This is a genomic window from Blastococcus sp. OS1-29 (assembly GCF_057628075.1).
In genome coordinates this window covers 373,322-391,507 of the sequence record NZ_JBXXJK010000002.1, presented here as the reverse complement: position 1 = coordinate 391,507, position 18,186 = coordinate 373,322, and the positions used below count along the sequence as shown (strand labels likewise).

General features: G+C 74.4%; 17 protein-coding genes. 14 read left to right on the top strand and 3 right to left on the bottom strand.

The window, feature by feature from the left end; all coding sequences use genetic code 11:
* Nucleotides 1–47: 47 nt before the first annotated feature.
* On the top strand, nt 48–488 hold the full coding sequence (locus tag AC2H4J_RS06570) for a MarR family winged helix-turn-helix transcriptional regulator (RefSeq protein ID WP_487464047.1): 441 nt from the start codon (nt 48–50) through the stop codon (nt 486–488).
* A 107-nt stretch (nt 489–595) separates the two neighbouring features.
* Entirely contained in the window at nt 596–2,140 is a 1,545-nt protein-coding gene (locus tag AC2H4J_RS06565; protein WP_487464046.1) for an MFS transporter, read from the top strand.
* A 55-nt stretch (nt 2,141–2,195) separates the two neighbouring features.
* Here AC2H4J_RS06565 and AC2H4J_RS06560 read toward each other — a convergent pair whose 3' ends face one another.
* On the bottom strand, nt 2,196–2,936 hold the full coding sequence (locus AC2H4J_RS06560; RefSeq protein ID WP_487464045.1) for an IclR family transcriptional regulator: 741 nt from the start codon (nt 2,934–2,936) through the stop codon (nt 2,196–2,198).
* Between the two features lie 73 nt (nt 2,937–3,009).
* Between AC2H4J_RS06560 and AC2H4J_RS06555 the strand changes: the two genes are divergently transcribed.
* The 9 genes from AC2H4J_RS06555 (at nt 3,010) to AC2H4J_RS06515 (ending at nt 13,354) form a co-directional block, all read left to right on the top strand.
* On the top strand, nt 3,010–4,905 hold the full coding sequence (locus AC2H4J_RS06555) for an FAD-binding monooxygenase (protein WP_487464044.1): 1,896 nt from the start codon (nt 3,010–3,012) through the stop codon (nt 4,903–4,905).
* A gap of 78 nt (nt 4,906–4,983) precedes the next feature.
* Complete coding sequence (locus AC2H4J_RS06550) at nt 4,984–6,057, top strand: alpha/beta fold hydrolase (protein ID WP_487464043.1); 1,074 nt, start codon at nt 4,984–4,986, stop codon at nt 6,055–6,057.
* A 133-nt stretch (nt 6,058–6,190) separates the two neighbouring features.
* Nucleotides 6,191–6,946, top strand: coding sequence for a hypothetical protein (locus AC2H4J_RS06545; protein WP_487464042.1), 756 nt, complete (start codon nt 6,191–6,193; stop codon nt 6,944–6,946).
* Nucleotides 6,943–7,947, top strand: a complete 1,005-nt coding sequence (locus AC2H4J_RS06540; protein ID WP_487464041.1) for an LLM class flavin-dependent oxidoreductase — start codon at nt 6,943–6,945, stop codon at nt 7,945–7,947. The genes AC2H4J_RS06545 and AC2H4J_RS06540 overlap by 4 nt, the downstream gene beginning before the upstream one ends.
* A 10-nt stretch (nt 7,948–7,957) precedes the next feature.
* On the top strand, nt 7,958–8,671 hold the full coding sequence (locus AC2H4J_RS06535; protein ID WP_487464040.1) for a class I SAM-dependent methyltransferase: 714 nt from the start codon (nt 7,958–7,960) through the stop codon (nt 8,669–8,671).
* Nucleotides 8,672–8,699: 28 nt separating this feature from the next.
* Nucleotides 8,700–10,391, top strand: coding sequence for an ABC1 kinase family protein (locus tag AC2H4J_RS06530; RefSeq protein WP_487464039.1), 1,692 nt, complete (start codon nt 8,700–8,702; stop codon nt 10,389–10,391).
* 90 nt (nt 10,392–10,481) lie between these two features.
* Nucleotides 10,482–11,123: a trimeric intracellular cation channel family protein gene (locus AC2H4J_RS06525; protein ID WP_487464038.1), complete on the top strand. Its 642-nt coding sequence runs from the start codon at nt 10,482–10,484 to the stop codon at nt 11,121–11,123.
* A 177-nt stretch (nt 11,124–11,300) separates the two neighbouring features.
* A complete protein-coding gene (locus tag AC2H4J_RS06520; RefSeq protein WP_487464037.1) occupies nt 11,301–12,695 on the top strand; it encodes a sensor histidine kinase in 1,395 nt (464 codons plus the stop codon).
* A complete protein-coding gene (locus AC2H4J_RS06515; RefSeq protein WP_487464036.1) occupies nt 12,692–13,354 on the top strand; it encodes a response regulator in 663 nt (220 codons plus the stop codon). The genes AC2H4J_RS06520 and AC2H4J_RS06515 overlap by 4 nt, the downstream gene beginning before the upstream one ends.
* Before the next feature lies 1 nt (nt 13,355).
* Here AC2H4J_RS06515 and AC2H4J_RS06510 read toward each other — a convergent pair whose 3' ends face one another.
* The gene (locus AC2H4J_RS06510) at nt 13,356–14,216 is read right to left on the bottom strand and encodes an EamA family transporter (RefSeq protein WP_487464354.1); all 861 of its coding nucleotides are present in this window, start codon (nt 14,214–14,216) and stop codon (nt 13,356–13,358) included.
* A gap of 187 nt (nt 14,217–14,403) precedes the next feature.
* Between AC2H4J_RS06510 and AC2H4J_RS06505 the strand changes: the two genes are divergently transcribed.
* Both AC2H4J_RS06505 and AC2H4J_RS06500 read left to right on the top strand, forming a co-directional pair.
* Nucleotides 14,404–15,288, top strand: a complete 885-nt coding sequence (locus AC2H4J_RS06505) for a LysR family transcriptional regulator (protein ID WP_487464035.1) — start codon at nt 14,404–14,406, stop codon at nt 15,286–15,288.
* A gap of 10 nt (nt 15,289–15,298) precedes the next feature.
* Nucleotides 15,299–16,765: an MDR family MFS transporter gene (locus tag AC2H4J_RS06500; protein WP_487464034.1), complete on the top strand. Its 1,467-nt coding sequence runs from the start codon at nt 15,299–15,301 to the stop codon at nt 16,763–16,765.
* Here AC2H4J_RS06500 and AC2H4J_RS06495 read toward each other — a convergent pair whose 3' ends face one another.
* Nucleotides 16,766–17,005 carry a hypothetical protein gene (locus tag AC2H4J_RS06495; RefSeq protein WP_487464033.1) on the bottom strand — a complete coding sequence of 80 codons (240 nt, stop codon included), beginning with the start codon at nt 17,003–17,005 and terminating at the stop codon, nt 16,766–16,768.
* A 222-nt stretch (nt 17,006–17,227) separates the two neighbouring features.
* Here AC2H4J_RS06495 and AC2H4J_RS06490 point away from each other — a divergent pair, with 222 nt between their 5' ends.
* Nucleotides 17,228–18,184, top strand: coding sequence for a hypothetical protein (locus AC2H4J_RS06490; RefSeq protein ID WP_487464032.1), 957 nt, complete (start codon nt 17,228–17,230; stop codon nt 18,182–18,184).
* The last annotated feature ends 2 nt before the right edge of the window (nt 18,185–18,186 follow it).

Here is an 18,186-nt window from a genome sequence, read left to right as displayed (position 1 = left end):
ACCGCGTCCCCTGGGTTTACCTATGAGGGCATAGCTATATTTTCCCGGTGAGCACACCCGACGAATCGATGGTCCGGCTCGGCCGGGTGCTCGCCGACCTGACCCGCTCCCTGGACCGCTCGATGGACCGGGACTTCCCCCACCCCCGGCCACCGGAGACGCATCTCGCCGTCCTCCGCCTGGTGCGGGACGCGGACGGCGTGACCGTCCGGCAGGTCGCCGACGCCCTGCTCATGCAATCCAGCAACGCCAGCTCGCTCGTCTCGCAGCTCTGCGCTACCGGCCTGCTCCGTCGCGAGCAGGACGACCGCGACCGCCGCGTGGTGCACCTCCACCTCACCGCCGAGGCGCGCAGCCGCGTGACGCAGGCCGACGCCCAGGTCGGCCGCTACCTCACCCAGTCGCTGGCCCGGCTCGACCCGGCCGAGGCCGAGGCGGTCACCCGGGCTGTCCCCGGCCTGGCCGCGCTCCGCCGCGCGCTCTCCTGACCCGCCCCGGCCGGCTCCTCCGGCCGGGACGACTCCTCGAAGGGACTCCCTTGCACGACGCAGCACTCCATCCTGCCCAGCTTCCGGCCGCCGCACCGGCAGCCGCCGTGCCCACCGGCCGACGGGCGAACCCGTGGCTGACCCTGGTCGCCGTCGCCTTCGGGCTGTTCATGGTCGGCCTCGACGCCAGCGTCGTGGCCATCGCCAACCCCTACATCGGCCGCGACCTCGACGCCTCGCTGGCCGAGCTGCAATGGGTGACCAACTCCTACCTGCTGGCGCTGGCCGCGGCACTGATCCTCGGCGGGAAGCTGGGTGACCGGTTCGGGCGGCGCACCTTCTTCCTGGTCGGCCTGGTCGGGTTCACGGTCGCCTCGGTGGCCATCGGTCTGGCCGGCGGCATCGACGGAGTCATCGCCTTCCGCGCGCTGCAGGGCCTGTTCGGTGCCCTGATGCTGCCCAACACCCTGGGCCTGATCCGCGCCGTCTTCCCGCCGCAGAAGTTCGGCATGGCCGTCGGCATCTGGGCGGCGGTCAACTCCGTCGCCACCGCCGCCGGGCCGATCGTCGGCGGGCTGCTGGTCGAGCACGTGAGCTGGGAGTCGGTGTTCCTGATCAATGCCCCGGTCGGCGCCATCGGCCTGGTGTTCGGCCTGGTGGTCCTCCCCGGCAGCAAGGACAGCACCGGGCACCACCGGTTCGACGTGGTCGGCGTGCTGCTGCTCGCCGTCGCCATGGTGACCCTCGTCTACCCCATCGTGCAGAGCGAGGCGTGGGGCTGGGGCTCGCCGAAGACCCTCGGCATGATCGCCGCCGGGGTCGTCCTGCTCGTCCTGTTCGGCCTGCTGGAGACCCGGGTGGCGCACCCGCTGCTGCCGATGCGGTTGTTCGCCAACCCGTCCCTGACCGCGGCCACGGTGGTCACCGCGATCAACTTCTTCGTGCTGCTCGGGTCGATCTTCTACGTGATGCTCTACCTGCAGAACGTCCGCGGGTACACGCCGGTCGAGGCCGGCGTGCTGACCCTTCCGCTGAGCCTCACGTCGATGGTCGCCAGCCCGCTGGGCGCGTTCCTCACCGACAGGTTCGGCCCACGGGCGGGCATGACGCTGGGCATGCTCCTGCAGGGCGGGGCGTCGTTCGGGCTGTTGACCCTGTCCCCCGACTCGGGCTACCTCTCCATGTGGCCGTCGTTCGTCGCCCTGGGGCTGGGGGTCGGCATGGTGATGGCCTCGTCGTCGGAAGCGATCCTCGGCAATGCGCCGGTCAAGGACGGCGGCGTCGCCGGCGGCCTGCAGTCGACCGCGCTGCAGGTGGGGGGCGCCCTGGGCACCGCGGTGCTCATCTCCGTCCTGGGCGCCCGGGTCGCCTCCGGCCTGCACGAGAAGCTGCTGACCGCCGGGGTGCCGGGCGACCTGTCGGAGTCCCTCGCCGGCACCCGGCACGGCATCGCCCAGGGCGTCGCGCCCGTCCTCGAGGGGGTGCCTGCCGCCGTGCAGGCGGCCGTGCACCGGGGCGTGGCCGAGGCCTTCGTCTCCGGCGCCCACCTCGCCGCGTCGGTGACCGGAGTGCTCTGCCTGCTGGGGGCGCTGCTGTCCTGGACGGTCGTGCGCCGCGGGGTCAGCGCGGTGGGGGTCCACGCGAGCCACTGACGAGCCGTCGGCCGGCGGCTGCCCACGGGCGTGGGTGGCCACCGGCTGCGGTCGATCAGGCGGCGTCCAGGTCGCGCGCGATGGCGGCGGCGGCGCGGCCCAGCGCGGCCGCCCACACCGGCAGCAGCTCCCGGGAACTGCGGGCGGTGGGCGCCGCCAGCGAGATCGCCGCACCGGTGACCCCGCCCGCCGGGGGGACGGCCACCCCCACGGCGGTCAGCCCCGCCTCGGTGGCCTGGTCGTTGACCGCGAACCCCCGGCGGCGGATGGCGCGCAGGTCCCGCTGGAACCTCGCCGCGCCGGCCTCGTCCAGTGCACCCATGGCGGCCGCGAGCTGCTCGGGCGTGGCCTGGGCGAGCACCGCCTTGCCGCCCGAGCTCAGGTGCGCCGGCAGCACGCGCCCGGTGCGGTCGCCGACGCGCAGCACGTGGTCGCACTCGACGGTGGCGACGAACCGGACGTCGGCGCCGGTGAGGACCATGACGTTGGCCGTCTCGCCGAGCGTCTCGACGACGTCCCGCAGGTGGGGCAGGGCGACGGCGCGCAGCCGCGGAACGGAGCCGTCCGGGGCGGCCGCCCCCCGCAGCACCGGGCCGCAGCCGTACCGCCGATCGGGCAACTGCTCGGCGAAGTCGCGGTAGACCAGCATGCCGAGCAGCCGGTGCGCGGTCGACACCGAGACCTCGAGCCGCGCGGCGACGTCGGTCACCCGCATCGGGCCTTCCTGCTGGAGGAGGCTCGCCAGCAGCAGAGCAGAGTCGACCGAGGCGATCGCATAGGCCGGCTTGTTCTTCACGACAGAAAAGCCTATCCCCCGGTGCGGAACGGGGGCACTGTCAGTGGAAAGGCCACCCACCGCAGGAGGACCGATGGCGCAGTTCTACCTCGACGGCTACCGGCCGGGAGACCCGTTTCTCGCCGACCCCCACCCCGCGGTGGCCGAGCGGCCGACCGGCCTGCCCGACGAGGTCGACGTGCTGATCGTCGGCTGCGGCCCCGCCGGCATGGTGCTGGCCGCGCAGCTCGCCCGGTTCCCGGAGATCCGGACGGCGATCGTCGACCGGCGCGACGGCCCTCTCGAGGTCGGCCAGGCAGACGGCGTGGCCTGTCGCACCGTGGAGATGTTCGAGGCGTTCGGACTGGCGAGCCGGCTGGTGGACGAGGCCTACTGGGTCAACGAGGTCACCTTCTGGCGCCCCGACGAGGACGACCGCACGCAGATCGTGCGGACCGGGCGCGTGCAGGACGTCGAGGACGACCTGTCGGAGTTCCCGCACGTGATCGTCAACCAGGCGCGGATGCTGGCCTACCTGCGCGAGGACATGGAGCGCTCCCCCAGCCGGCTGCGGCCGCACTACGGGCTGCAGACCACCGACGTGCAGGTGGACGACGACGGGGCGACGGTGACGCTGCAGCGGACCGGCGGCGGTGTCGAGACGATCCGCGCCCGGTACGTCGTCGGCTGCGACGGCGCCCGCAGCGCGGTCCGGACGGCGATCGGCCGGGAGCTGACCGGGGACCCGATGAACCAGACCTGGGGCGTCATGGACGTCCTGGCGGTCACCGACTTCCCCGACATCCGCCTCAAGTGCGCCATCCACTCGGCCAACCAGGGCAACCTGCTGGTCATCCCGCGCGAGGGCGGATACCTGGTCCGGCTCTACATCGAGCTCGACGCCCTCCACGACCGGGAACTGCTCGAGGACCGGCGCAGCGTCACGCCGGAGAAGCTGGCCGCGGTCGCCGCCCGGATCCTGCACCCGTACACGCTCGACGTGAAGTCGGTCGGCTGGTGGTCGGTCTACGAGATCGGCCAGCGCCTGTGCGACCGGTTCGACGACGTGCCGGCCGCCGAGGTGGGCGCCCGTCTCCCCCGGGTCTTCATCGCCGGCGACGCCTGCCACACGCACAGCGCCAAGGCCGGGCAGGGCATGAACGTCTCCATGGCCGACGCCTGGAACCTGGGCTGGAAGCTGGCCGCCGTCCTGAGCGGGACGGCGCGGCCCGAGCTGCTGCACACCTACAACGACGAGCGCCAGGCGGTCGCCAAGGAGCTCATCGACTTCGACCGCGAGTTCGCCCGGATGTTCAGCGCCCCGCCGAAGGAGTCGGCCGACGCCGACGGCGACGGCGTGGACCCCGAGGAGTTCCAGCGGTACTTCGTCCAGCAGGGTCGCTTCACCGCGGGGGTCGCCACCCGGTACGCCCCGTCGATGATCACCGGCGAGCCGACGTCCCAGCACCTGGCGGAGGGCCTGCCGATCGGCATGCGCTTCCACTCCGCGCCGGTCGTCCGGCTGGCCGACGCGAGGCCGATGCACCTGGGGCACGTGGCCCGCGCCGACGGCGCGTGGCGGCTCTACGTCTTCGCCGACCGCGCCGGAACGCGGGCGCGCCGGCTGTGCGAGTTCCTGGCGTCGGAGAAGTCCCCGCTCGCCCGTTTCACCCCGGCCGGCGCCGACCCGGACACCGTGATCGACGTCCGGGCGGTGTTCCAGCAGGGCCACCGCGACCTGGCCGTCGAGTCGATGCCGGCGGTCCTGCGGCCCCGGAAGGGACGCTTCGGCCTCATCGACCAGGAGAAGGTCTTCAGCCCCGACCCGAGGGCAGGCGACGTGTTCGACCTGCGCGGTATCGACCGCGAGGAGGGCTGCCTGGTCGTCGTCCGTCCGGACCAGTACGTGGCGCACGTCCTGCCCCTGGACGCGCGCGACGAGCTGACCGACTTCCTGGCCCGCACCCTGGTGGAGGCGGCTCGCCCCTAGGTACGGCGCTTGCGTCCGGCGCCGACGGCCGGGCAGGCTGACGGCCGCGTCGAGCCGAGCGAGCCAGTGGAGGCTCCCATGGGCCAGCCGTCGTCCCTGCGGGTGGGCGAGACCCGGTGGGACGGTGTCCGCCACATCCGGTTCTGCTCGGCCCCGTCGGGCACCCGGGTCGCCTACGCCTGCGTGGGCAGCGGACCGGCGCTCCTCGTCCCGGCCGCGTGGATCAGCTCCCTCGAGCTGCTCTGGCAGGACCCTGCCTACCGCAGCTTCCTCGCCCCGCTGGCCGCCGTCCGCACCGTCGTCCAGTACGACCGGCCGGGCTGCGGGCTGTCCGAGCCGTGGCCGGGGCCCCAGGACCTCGACACCGACCTCGCGGTGCTCCAGGCCGTCACCGACGAGCTCGGTCTGGAGCGCTTCGACGTGCTGGGCATCTCCCTCGGCGCGCCGGTGTCGGTGGCCGTCGCGGCCCGGTACCCCGAACGGGTCGACCGGTTGATGCTCTACGGCGGCTTCGCCGAGGGCCCGCGGATCGCCTCGCCGGCGGTCCGCGCCGCCATGCTGGACCTCGTCCGGGCCCACTGGGGGCTGGGGTCGGACGTGCTCGCGGACATCTTCCTGCCCGACGGCAGCGCGGAGACCAGGTCGCTGTTCGCGCGGCTGCAGCGCGAGGCCGCGACGGCCCACGCCGCTGTCGAGGCGCTCGCCCAGTGCTACGCGGTGGACGTCTCCGGGCTGCTCGGCCGCGTGCAGGCGCCGACGCTGGTGCTGCACCGCCGCGACGACCGGGCGATCCCGCACCGGGCCGGCCGCGAGCTCGCCGAACGGATTCCGGGCGCCCGGCTGGTGTCCCTGGCGGGCAGGAGCCACTTCCCCCACGTCGGCGACTCCGCCGTCGTCGTCCGCGCGATCCTCGAATTCCTCGGCAGCGCCGGCGGTCCGGCACCGCCGAACCGCGACGGCGAGCTGACCCCGCGGCAACTGCAGGTCGCCGCCCTGGTCGCCGAGGGCATGACCAACCGCCAGATCGCCGTGCGACTGGGCATCGAGGAACGCTCGGCCGAGGGACACGTCGAAAGGATCCGGCTCCGGCTCGGCGTCACGACGCGGGCCCAGGTCGCCGCCTGGTGGGCCGCCCGGGCCGTTCCCCGCTGACCTGCCTGCTGACCCGCGCAGGTGAGGTACCGGATCGAGGTACCGGGTGGGGGAATTCCCCCCTTTCCGGCGGCACCGGGCTCTTCCCATGCTTGCGGCCACACCGGCCGAAGCGCGGAGAGGGAGCCCCCAGATGGCGTCCAGGGACGGCGAGTTGTTCTTCGAACCGCGGTTCTGCGGCCCCCCGGGCACGGCGAACGGCGGCTTCGCGTGCGGCGCGCTGGCCGCCTCCCTCGGGGGCGCCGTCGAGGTGACCCTGCGCCATCCGATCCCCCTCGAGCGGGTACTGGCGGTGCAGGACGCCGGTGACGGGACGCTGGCCCTGCTCGACGGCGACATCCGCCTCGCCGAGGCTCGCGCGCCCGCCGCCGTTCCCGCCGCCGGGCCGGCCGTGCCCGCGGTCCCGGCCGAGGCCGCGCGGGCGGCGGCCGGCAGCGCCCGGTACTACGACGATCCGGCGTTTCCCGGCTGCTTCGTCTGCGGGCCGGCACGAGCCCCCGGCGACGGACTGCGCATCTTCCCCGGCCCGGTGGCCGGCCGTTCGGTGTGGGCGGCCCCGTGGACGCCCGACCCCTCGGTGGCCGAGGCCGACGGCAGGGTGGCGACGGCGGTGGTCTGGGCCGCCCTGGACTGCCCCTCCGGCATCGCCGCCGGCGAGGCGGCCGACCTGCCTGCGGACACGACCGCCCTGCTCGGCCGGATGAGCGCGCAGATCACCGACCGGCCGCGAACCGGCCGGCCGTGCCGGGTCGTCGCCTGGCCCCTCACGCGGGACGGACGCCGGATCGCCGCCGGCAGCGCGTTGCTCGACGCCGACGGCGCCGTCCTCGCGACCGCCCGCACGGTCTGGATCACCGTCGCCCGCCCGGTCGCCGGAGCGCCCTCGTGACCGGCGGGCGCCGCGCCGTCGGGCTCACCCCCATGGAGACGCGGCGGGATGTCATCGTGGCCATCGCGCGGTTGGCCGACGAACTGGGTTACGAGCTGATCGCGGTGCCCGAGGGCTGGGGGCTGGACTCCACCGCGGTGCTTACCGAGATCGCGCTGGCCACCGGGAGGATCCGGCTGCTCTCGGGCATCCTCTCCGTCTGGGGACGCACGCCCGGCACGCTGGCGATGACGGCCGCGACGCTCGACCAGATCTCGGGCGGCCGGTACGTGCTGGGCCTGGGCGCGAGCACCCGCGCGTTGGCCGAAGGCTTCCACGACGCCCCGTTCCTCCGGCCCGCCGAGACGCTGGCCGCCACGGTGACCGCCGTCCGGGCGCTGCTGGCCGGCGAGACCGCCGGCCTCCGACACACCGACGCCCGCCCCCTGCGGCTCGGCCTGCCACCCGCGCCCGGCGTCCCGATCTGGCTCGCCGCCCTGGGCCCGCGCGCCCTGCGGGTCGTGGCGGAACTCGCCGACGGCTGGTTCCCCGCCCTCGTCGCCCGGGACCGGCTGGCCGGGCTGGTCGACGGCCTGCGGAGCGGCACCGCCGCCCGCCCCGAGCCGCTCACGGTGGCGGCGGGTCCGCTCGTGGTCGCCTCCGACGATCCGGCGGTGGCCCGTGCCATGGCGGGCGCCTGCATCGCCTGGTACGTCGGCGCGATGGGCGACGTCTACGCGCGCTCGCTCACCGGGCAGGGATTCGGCGCCGAGGTGGCGGCCATCCGCGCCGCGAACCCTCGCCCGTCGCTGCGGGGCGGCCTCCTCCCCGCCGAGGCGGCCGCCGTCCTGGAGCAGCTCGCCGTCACCGGCACCGCCGAGCAGGTCCGCGCCGGACTGGCCGGGTGGACGGACCTGGTCGACGTGCTGGTGATCGGCCTCCCACCCGGCCTGCCCTGGCCGGTCATCGAGTCCACCCTGCGCGCCGCGGCCCCGGTGCCCGCAGCCGCCGCGCGTCCCTGAGGAGTCCGCCGTGCCCACCTCCCCCGCCGTCGAGCCGCAGCCCGTTCCCCCCTACCGGCGGCATCCGGTCCGGGGGCCGCTCAACGCCCTGTTCTTCACCGCGGTCGACGGGTACGCCGACCATCTCCTCCGGCCGCACAAGCAGGCGCTCTTCGGCGACCTGCCGGCCACCGTGGTCGAGCTGGGGCCGGGCGTCGGCGCGAATCTCCGCTATCTGCGCCCCGGCAGCCGGCTGATCGCCGTCGAACCCAACCCGGCGATGCATGCCGCGCTGCGGGCGCGGGCGGCCCGGGCGCGGATCGGGCTGGACCTGCGCGCGACCGGCGCCGAGCAGATCGACCTGCCGGACGGGTCGGCGGACGCGGTCATCTCCACGCTCGTGCTCTGCACCGTGCCCGATCCTGCGCGGGTCGTCGCGGAGGTGCTCCGGATCCTGCGGCCCGGCGGCCGATACGCCTTCCTGGAACACGTCGCCGCCGACGACGGCACCGCGCTGCGCCGGCTCCAGCGGACGGTGCGCCGGCCCTGGGGCTGGTTCTTCGAGGGCTGCTCCTGCGAGCGCGACCTGCGTGCGGTCATCGAGACCGCCGGATTCGACCGGACGCAGATCGCGGGCCACCGCATGCGCGGTCCCTTCCTGCCCCCGGCCCCGCAGATCTCCGGCGTGGTCACGAAGGCCCCGCGTTCACCCGTTCCAGCGTTTCCGCAGGCCGAGGGGTCGTAACCGCGGCGCGCGGGGGTAGAGCAGGGCGGTGAGTTCTTCGCTCAAGGCCGGCCACGCCACCCGCTACCTCGCCCTGGCCCGGCTGCTCCTCAAGCATCGCGACGCCTCCCTCGGCGGGACCGCCCCCGACGAGGAGCTGGACCTCGAGGGCTTCGACCGCGACGGGAACGCCGCCACCGCCGACGACGCGGACCGCCTCGTCGACGAGCTGGTCCGCATGGGACCGACCTTCGTCAAGCTGGGCCAGTTGCTCTCCACCCGCGCCGACCTGCTGCCGCCGGTGTACCTGGAGGCCCTGTCCCGGCTCCGGGACGACGTCGAGCCCCTCGAGCCCGGCGTCGCCGAGCAGGTGGTCGAGGACGAGCTCGGGGTACGGATCTCCTCGGCATTCGGCAGCTTCGAGCCCACCCCCGTCGGCTCCGCCTCCCTCGGCCAGGTGCACCGGGCGACGTTGCGCGACGGCCGGCCGGTCGCGGTGAAGGTCCAGCGCCCCGGCATCCGCCGGCGGGCGCTGGAGGACCTGGAGGTGATCGCCGAGCTGGCCGAGTTCGTGGACTCCCACTCCGACCGCGCGTCCCGCCTGGGGCTGGGCGCCATGGTCGCGGAGTTCCGGCGGTCGTTGCTCGACGAGCTCGACTACCGCCGCGAGGCCGAGCACCAGAAGGTGTTCGGCGAGATCCTCGCGGACTTCGACCGAATCTCCGTCCCGCAGCCGGTGGACGACTACACCACGTCCCGGGTGCTGACGATGGACTTCGTCGACGGGCGCAGCATCGATGCGCTCGGGCCGCTGGGGCGGACCGAACTGGACTGCGAGGGCCTCGCCGACCAGCTGATCGGGGCGTACCTCCAGCAAGTGCTGGTCCACGGCTTCTTCCACGCGGATCCGCATCCCGGCAACGTCCTCCTGACGACGGACCACGGGCTCGTGCTGATCGACGTCGGCATGGTCGCCCGGCTGTCGCCGGAGGCGCAGGAACAACTGCTCCGCCTGCTGCTCGCCATCTCCGACGGCGACGCATCGGCGGCGGTCGACGCGCTGGAGCGGCTGGGCGAGCGCCTCGAGGGCTACGACGCCGACGCCCTGCGGGCCCGGGTGGCCGAACTGCTGCTCCGCTACGGCAGCAGCACCGTGGGCCGGCTGGCCGCCGGGCGGAGCCTTGCGGAGCTGGCCACCGCCGCCTCGTCCTGCGGTCTGCGGCCCGGACCTCCGCTGAGCATGCTCGCCAAGTCGCTGCTCAACCTCGACCAGGTCGCCCGCACCCTCGACCCGGATGCGCGCATCGACGAGCTGATCGAGAAGCACGTGGCGGCCGTGATGCGCTCCCGCATGCTGGAGAGGGCGCGCCCGGCGAAGGTGCTGCGGTCCGCCCTCGACGCCGCCGCGTTCGCCGAGGAGCTCCCGCACCGCCTGAACAACGTCCTGGAGTCGCTGTCGGAAGGGCGGTTCACGCTCCGGCTGGAGGGGCTGGACGAGGCCTCGGTCATCCGGGGCGCCCAGAAGATGGCCAACCGGGTCGTCGCGGGCGTGATGATCGCGGCATTCGTGGTCGCGGCGGCGCTGTTCTCCTGGGCGCCGCACGGCGCGACCGTCTGGGGCTATCCGCTGCTGACCGTCGTGTTCCTCGGGCTGGCCCTGCTCACCGCCGCCTGGGTGGCGATCGGCATGCTCCGCCGCGACCTGCCGCAACGACGGACGGCGCCCCGCGACGGTCGCTAGGGCGCCGGCCGGCCCAGCGCGGCGCCAGGGGTTCCGCCGATGGGCCCTGCCGCGGCCCGGCAGCCCAGCATCGGCTGGTAGAACCGCGCCATGACCTTCCAGGGACAGGCCCTGCTCGCCCTGGACCTCACCGGCACGTTCGCCTTCGCCCTGAACGGCGCGCTGACGGCGCTGCGAGTGGCCCGGCTGGACATCGTGGGCGTCATCACGCTGGGCATGATCACGGCGATCGGCGGCGGGATCATCCGCGATGTCATGCTGGACGCCCTGCCCCCGGCCACCTTCCGCGACTGGCGCTACCTGGCCGTGGCCGCCACCGGCGGTCTGATCGCCTTCATCTTCGGTAGGCACCTGGAGCGGCTGAACACGCCCATCAACATCCTGGACGCCGTGGGCCTGAGCCTGTTCGCGGTCACCGGGGCCAACAAGGCGCTGCTCCTGGGGCTCGGTCCCGCGCAGGCAGTCATCCTGGGCGCCATCACGGCCGTCGGCGGCGGCACGCTGCGCGACGTGCTGGTCCGTCAGATCCCCTCGGTGCTGAGCAGCGGCCTGTACGCGATCCCGGCCCTGATCGGCGCCACAGGCACCGTCGTATTGACCGAGCTCCACGTCTACGGCGCCACGGTGTCGGTCGGTGCGGCTGCGTTGTGCTTCCTCATCCGCATGGTCGGCGTGCACTTCGACATCGACGCGCCCCGGCCGCGGCGGGCCGGCGATCCCGCCGACGAGTGACCTCGGTCGTACGACCAACGTCGCATTGCCGGTCCCACCAGACCGCCCGGAGAGTCGGTCGGCGCAGGGACGGCGCGTCTCGCCCGCACGAGGACGCGGGACCCGTGTCCCCTTGCGCACCGGAGCGTCGGCATGGAACAACCACCACAGCAGGTGAGGGACGGGGAACGGGGAGCCGTGGACCAGGCACGGACGACGACCGGCTCCGCGCCGCCCTGGGTCAGCCTGGTCAACCGGCCTACCGCGGCCACCGCCCGTCGCTCCCCGCCGTCGGTGGGGCGGGTCGTCGCCCGGTTCGTCGCCGCCAACCTGGTGGGCGTCGTCCTGCTGCTGGCCGCGAGTGTCTGGGCGAGCCGGCAGGCGGCCCAGGACGAGGCGCTCAGCGGCGCCCGGCACACCACCGACCTGATGGCCACGCTGCTCGTCGAGCCCAACGTCCGGGACGATCTCCTGACCGGTGAGCAGCAGGCCATCGACCGGCTCGACGCCGTCCTCTGGGACCGGATCGCCACCGCCGAGGTCATGCGGGTCAAGATCTGGGCCGCCGACGGGCGGATCGTGTACTCCGACGAACCCCGGCTGATCGGCGCGCAGTACACGCTCAGCGCCGACGACCAGGAGGCGCTCGAGGACGGCGTGACGCGCGCGGAGCTCAGCGACCTCACCCGCCCCGAGAACCGCTACGAGCGCTCCGCGGGCCCCGTGCTCGAGGTGTACCGGCGGATCCACACGCCCCAGGGCGAGCCGCTGCTGTTCGAGACCTACTCCTCCTACCAGGACGCGACCTCGCGGGAGACCGCCATCTGGTTCCGCTTCGCGCCCATCTCGGCCGGCGCCCTCCTCCTGCTCCTGCTCCTGCAGATCCCGCTGGCCCGGCGCATGGTCACCCAGCTGCGGGCCACCCAGCGGGAGCGGGAGCTGCTGCAGGCCCGGGCCCTGGACACCTCCGACGAGGAGCGCCGGCGGATCGCCGGGAGCCTGCACGACGGCATCGTCCAGGACGTGTCGGCGTCGGCGCTGCTGGTCGCCGGCGCCGCCGACCGGCTGCGAGGCAACCGCGACGGGCCGTCCGACGGCGAGGTCGCCGACGTGCTGGGGCAGGCGTCCACCGCGCTGCGGGAGTCGGTCGGCACGCTGCGCTCCCTGCTCGTCGAGATCTACCCGCCGAACCTCGAACGCGCGGGTCTGGCCGCGGCGCTGGCGGACCTCGCGGCCCGGCTGCGCCCCCGCGGGGTCGACGTCCGCATCGACGCCCCCGGCTCGCTCGACCTGCCGCCGGACACCGCGGCGCTGTTCTTCCGCGTGGCGCAGGAGGCGCTGCGCAACGTCGCCAAGCACGCCGGCGCGTCGGTCGTGGAGGTCACCGTCACCGAGACCGAGGACTGCCACTGCATGGAGATCAGCGACGACGGTGCCGGCTTCGATCTCGGCTCGGTCCGGGCGCGCCCGCGGCGGGGCCACCTCGGTCTCAGCGTGCTGACCGACCTCGCCGCCTCGGGCGGCGCAGACCTGTCCGTCCGGACCGCCCCCGGACGGGGAACGAGCCTGCGACTGGAGGTGCCGCGACGATGACCGACACGAGGACCGAGGTGGCCGCGATCGACGTCGTCGTGGTCGACGACCACGCCATGATGCGCGCGGGGCTGAGCGGGCTGATCGAGAGCGCTCCCGACATGCGCGTCGTGGGCCTGGCCGCCGACGGGGCCGAGGCGCTCGAGCTGATCCGGACGGTGGCCCCGCACGTCGTCCTCATGGACCTGTCGATGCCCGGGATGGACGGGGTCACCGCGACCGGCCGGATCAGCCGGGAGTTCCCCGACACCGCCGTGCTGGTGCTCACCTCGTTCTCCGACCGGCAGCGGGTCACCGACGCACTCGACGCCGGGGCGGTCGGATATGTGCTCAAGGACAGCGAACCTGCGAGTCTCCTGGAGGCCATCCGGGCGGTCGCCCGGGGACTGTCCCCGCTCGACCCGCGGGTGGCCCGGATGGTGCTCGACGGACGACGGGCCGCCACCGCCGCACCGTCGGAGCTCACCGATCGCGAGCAGGAGGTCCTCGCCCTGGTCGGCCGCGGGCACGCCAACAAGCAGATCGCCCGTGCGCTCGGCATCCGCGAGAGCACCGTCAAGGCGCACCTGACCAGCGTGTTCCAGCGGATCGGCGTCCGGGACCGCACCTCCGCGGCGCTCTGGGCACAGAAGAACCTGCCCCGCACCGGAGCGCGGTAGATCAGGCGGGCGCCGGGACGGTGCCCTCGGACGCATGTTCCGGCAGCGGCCCGCGCGGACGTCGGGACGAGGCCGCCACGGCGCCGGCGTTGGCCAGCACGACCACGGTGATGCCGGCCCACTCGTGCAGGCCCAGCACCTGCCGGAGGAGCACGGTGCCGACCAGGGCGGCCAGCACCGGGTGGACGCTCATGAAGACACCGAAGAAGCGCGGCGGCACGAACCGCAACGCGATCAGGTCCGCGGCGTACGGCACCACCGAGGCCAGCACCCCGGCCGACACCGCGTAACCGGCGGCGGCCCAGGTCAGCCGCCCGGTGAACGCGACCACGAGCAGCACCGGTAGGTAGGCCAGGGCGCACAGCCCCGTGGCGACCGCCGGCGCCTGCAGACCGGGCAGCCGGGCGCCGGCGACGCGGTTGAGCAGGATGTACGCCGCCCAGCAGACGCCGGCCAGCATCCCCACGCCGATGCCCAGGTAGTCGCTCGAGGGACCGGGCAGGACCAGCACGTAGACACCGACGGCGGCCGCGACCGCGATCAGCAGGTCACGCCGCGACCGCGAGCCGGCCAGCGCGACGGCGAGCGGGCCCAGGAACTCGAGGGTGACCGCGAGTCCGAGGCCGAGGCGGTCGATGGCCGTGTACAGCGAGAGGTTCATGCAGCCGAACACCGCAGCCAGCAGCAGCACGGGCCACCACTGCGGCCACGTCATGCGGCGCAGCGGCGGACGGGCGGCCGGCAGCAGCACCGAGGCCGCGACGACCTGCCTGATGGCGACGACGCCCGGCGGCCCGATGGCATCGAACGCGTGCGCGCCGAGCGCGGCCCCGACCTGGTTGCTGAGCGCGCTGCCCAGCATGGTCGCCACCCCGCGCAACCCCGGACGATCACCAGCCCCCTGGACGCCGGAGCGGACTTTCTGTACAGAAAGTCCCACGGGTTCGTCCCCGGCAGGCGACCCGCTCGACCTCGACACCCGCCCGAGTATCGGCACGAGCAGCACATGAGGGAAATGCCTGACTCGCACCCGGCCATACGCTGGGCGCATGGATCCCGAGGTGCGCCAGTTGCGCGCCCTGCTCGCCGTGGTCGACGCCGGCACGTTCACCGGGGCGGCCGACGTCCTCGGCGTCACGCAGGCCTCGGTCTCGCGCACCGTCGCGGCGCTGGAGCGCGCCCTCGGGGCGCGCGTGCTGCAGCGCACCACGCGAGAGACCTCCCTGACCCCGGTCGGCGCCCAGGTCGTGCGGCACGCCCGGCGGGTCCTCGAGGAGGTCGCGGCCATCCGGCGGGCCGCCGAGCACCGGCGCGGCGAGCGCCGGGTCGGTTACGCCTGGTCGGCGCTGGGCCGGCACACCACGACGGTGCAGCGCCGCTGGTCCGAGGCCCACCCCGGCTCGGCGCTGGTCTTCGTGCAGTCCAGCAGCGCGACCGCGGGCCTGACCGAGGGGCTCGCGGACGTGAGCGTGCTGCGCCGGCCGGTCGACGACCCACGGATGCGCACCGCGCTGCTCGGCACCGAGCGGCGCTACGCCGCAGTGGCCGCGGACGACGTCCTCGCCGGCCGTCGCAGCCTCAGCCTGAACGACTTCGGTGGCCGGACGGTCGCGGTCGACACCCTCACCGGCACCACCTCCGAGCAGCTGTGGTCGTCCGCCGGCGGGCCGGCCGCCACGCAGCTGGTGCGCGGCATCGAGGACTGGCTCACCGTGATCGCGGCCGGTCAGGCGGTGGGCATGTCCTCGGAGGCGACGGCCGCCCAGCACCGCCGTCCCGGGGTGGTCTACCGGCCGGTCCGCGACGCGCCCCCGGTCCCGGTCTGGCTGGCCTGGTGGAGCGACAGCCCTCCCCCGGACCTCGACGCGCTGCTCCAGCTGATCTGCGAGGAATACGGCCGCCCCGCCCGCCCCGTCCGGGCCTCGCCGTCCTAGCGTCGTGCCGGTGAGCAGGGAGCGGCCCACGGTGTCGTCGGGCGTCGGATTCCGGTCCGAGCGGGGCCCGGTCCTGATCGGGATCATGCTGTCCACGGCCCTGGTCGCCATCGACGCGACCGTCATCGCCACCGCGGTCCCCTCGGTCGTGTCCGAGCTGGGCGGCTTCGCCGAGTTCCCCTGGCTGTTCTCGGTCTACCTGCTCGCCCAGGCCGTCACGGTGCCCGTCTACGGCAAGCTCGCCGACCTGTTCGGGCGCAAGCCCGTGATGCTCTTCGGCATCGGCCTGTTCCTCGCCGGCTCCATCCTCTGCGGCACCGCGTGGAGCATGGGCGCGCTGATCGCCTTCCGCGCGGTGCAGGGCCTGGGCGCCGGGGCCGTGCAGCCGATGGCGATGACGATCGTGGGCGACCTGTACTCCCTCGAGGAGCGGGCAAAGGTGCAGGGGTACATCGCCAGCGTCTGGGGCGTGTCGTCGGTCGTCGGTCCCACGCTCGGTGGCGTCTTCTCCGAGTACGTCAGCTGGCGATGGATCTTCTTCGTCAACATCCCGCTGTGCCTGATCGCGGCGGCCACCATCGGCCTGCGGTTCAGCGAGCGCGTCGAGCGCCGCCGTCCGCGGATCGACTACGCGGGGGCGGCTGTGCTCACCGTCGCCCTCACCCTGGTGATCCTCGGCGTGCTCGAGGGGGGTCAGGCCTGGGCCTGGGGCTCGCCGCAGAGCGTCGCCGTCCTGGGCGGGGGCGCCGTCCTGCTGGTGGGGTTCGTCCTGATCGAGCGCTGGGCGGCCGACCCCGTCGTCCCGCTGCGGCTGCTGCGGCGGCGGCTGCTCGTCGCGACCAACGTGGTGGCGGCCTGCGTCGGCGCCGTCCTGCTCGGGTTGACCTCGTACGTGCCGACGTTCGTGCAGGACGTGCTCGGCACCGGGCCGCTGGTCGCCGGGTTCGCGCTGGCCGCCATGACGTTCGGCTGGCCGCTGTCGGCGTCGCAGTCGGGCCGGTCCTACCTGCGCATCGGCTTCCGGTGGACCGCCTGCATCGGCGCGGCCGTCGTCGTCCTCGGCTCGGCGCTGCTGCTCCTGCTCGACGGGAACTCGTCGGTGTTCCAGGTGGGCGCGACGTCGTTCCTCATCGGCCTGGGCATGGGCTTCTCCGCCGCGCCGACGCTGATCGCCGCGCAGTCGGCCGTCGGATGGCGGGAACGCGGCGTCGTCACCGGCGCCAACATGTTCTTCCGCTCCGCGGGCAGCGCGATCGGCGTCGCGGTCTTCGGTGCGATCGCCAACGCCACACTGGGGCGGTCGGTCGCCGCGGGCGGCCGGGTCGCGCCGCAGGCGCTCACCACCGCCGTCCACCACATCTTCTGGACGACGACGCTGCTGGCGATCGCGATGCTCGCCGCTGTGCTGGCCATGCCGCGTGACCGCAACCCGGCACCGGCGCCGACCCCGCTGCCCATCGAGATCGCCGGAGGCTGACTACCGGGGCTGCGACTCGTTCTCGTCGTCCCGGCCGGCCGGGAGCTCCTCGTGCCGGCGCGACCGCGCCGCGAGGCCGGCCTGCCACTCGGCGCGGCTGCCCCGGCCCGCGGCCAGGACCAGGCCGAACAGCACGGCGAGGGCCAGCAGCAGGAGCAGGCCGGTGAGGATGTGCTGCCAGCCGAACAGGAACGACACGGTCATGCTGCCCGGCTCCCGCACGGGCGTCGCTGGCGCCATGCGACCAGCGTGCGGGACGCCGCGCGCCGGTGCACCCGCGACCGCGCGGGCGCTCACCCTCGCGAGCGAGTGACGCAGTGCGAGCACCGGCGGGGCGCCGCCCCGGATCGGGTGTCCCGCCTCCCCCTCCGAGTGAGGCACACCCGCCGCCCCCGGGCCTTCCCCGATCTTCCGCCGTAGCGTCTGCATGCCTGGGATCCGGATCACAGGGGGCAGGCAAGCATGAGCATCGAGTTGGAGACCGGTGACGACGGCGCGCGGGAGGACCGGCGTCCGAACGTCTCCGGCGACCTCCCCAGCATGCTGGAGGCCCCGCCGATGTTCCGCCGGAGCGTCGTCGGCTACGACCGGTTCCAGGTCGACACCTACGTCCGCTGGGCCGAGGACGAGCTCGCCACCGCCGATCGCGAACGCGAGCACCTGATCGCGCGACAGGTCCGGACGCAGGCCGAGCTCGAGGAGACGCGGCAGCTGCTGCCGCACTCCGCCACCGCCGGTGAGTTCCTGCAGGTGTCCCGCCGGATCGGCTCGCTGCTGGCGGCCGCGGCCGACGAGGCCGAGAGCCTGCGCGCCGACGCCGAGGCCGACCGCGCCGCGGCCTCGGCCGCCACCGAGCAGGCCACCCGCGCCGCCGAGCAGCTCCGCGCCGACGCCGGGACCGAGGCCGGGCGCGTGCTCGCCGAGGCGACCGCGGCCGCGGCCCGCACCACCGACGAGGCACACCGCGTCGCCGCCGAGGCCGCCGCCGAGGTCGAGCGGCTGCGTCTCGCCGCCCGCGCGGAGGCCGAGACCCACCTGCAGCAGGTGCAGGAGCTCGAGCACCGCGCCACCGAGCGGGCCGACGAGCTCCGCCGGCAGGCGTCGTCCGAGGCCGCCGCCGCCGTGCTCCAGGCCCGGGCGGAGGTCCTGCGCATGCTGGCCACCGGCCGCGAGCAGCGCCGCCGGGCGGACGCCGCCGCCGAGGCCGACCGGGCACGACGGGAGCAGGAGACGCTGGCCCGCACGGCGTTCCTCCGCGCCGAGGTCGCCGCGCTCGAGCGGCGGCGCACCGCACTGCGGAGCGAGGTGCGACGGCTGTCCGCCGCCGCGGCCGACCGCGCGGTCGCCCGGGTCCAGCGTCCCCTCCCCCGGGTCCTCGACGCCCTCCACTGGCGCTCGCGCTCGCTGCGGGCGCCCTGACG

Coding starts and splice junctions, on each gene's coding strand:
- AC2H4J_RS06505 (WP_487464035.1), top strand. CDS start 14,404: ATGGATCCCGAGGTGCGCCAGTTGCGCGCCCTGCTCGCCGTGGTCGAC.
- AC2H4J_RS06495 (WP_487464033.1), bottom strand. CDS start 17,005: ATGGCGCCAGCGACGCCCGTGCGGGAGCCGGGCAGCATGACCGTGTCG.
- AC2H4J_RS06525 (WP_487464038.1), top strand. CDS start 10,482: ATGACCTTCCAGGGACAGGCCCTGCTCGCCCTGGACCTCACCGGCACG.
- AC2H4J_RS06555 (WP_487464044.1), top strand. CDS start 3,010: ATGGCGCAGTTCTACCTCGACGGCTACCGGCCGGGAGACCCGTTTCTC.
- AC2H4J_RS06490 (WP_487464032.1), top strand. CDS start 17,228: ATGAGCATCGAGTTGGAGACCGGTGACGACGGCGCGCGGGAGGACCGG.
- AC2H4J_RS06515 (WP_487464036.1), top strand. CDS start 12,692: ATGACCGACACGAGGACCGAGGTGGCCGCGATCGACGTCGTCGTGGTC.
- AC2H4J_RS06545 (WP_487464042.1), top strand. CDS start 6,191: ATGGCGTCCAGGGACGGCGAGTTGTTCTTCGAACCGCGGTTCTGCGGC.
- AC2H4J_RS06550 (WP_487464043.1), top strand. CDS start 4,984: ATGGGCCAGCCGTCGTCCCTGCGGGTGGGCGAGACCCGGTGGGACGGT.
- AC2H4J_RS06510 (WP_487464354.1), bottom strand. CDS start 14,216: ATGCTGGGCAGCGCGCTCAGCAACCAGGTCGGGGCCGCGCTCGGCGCG.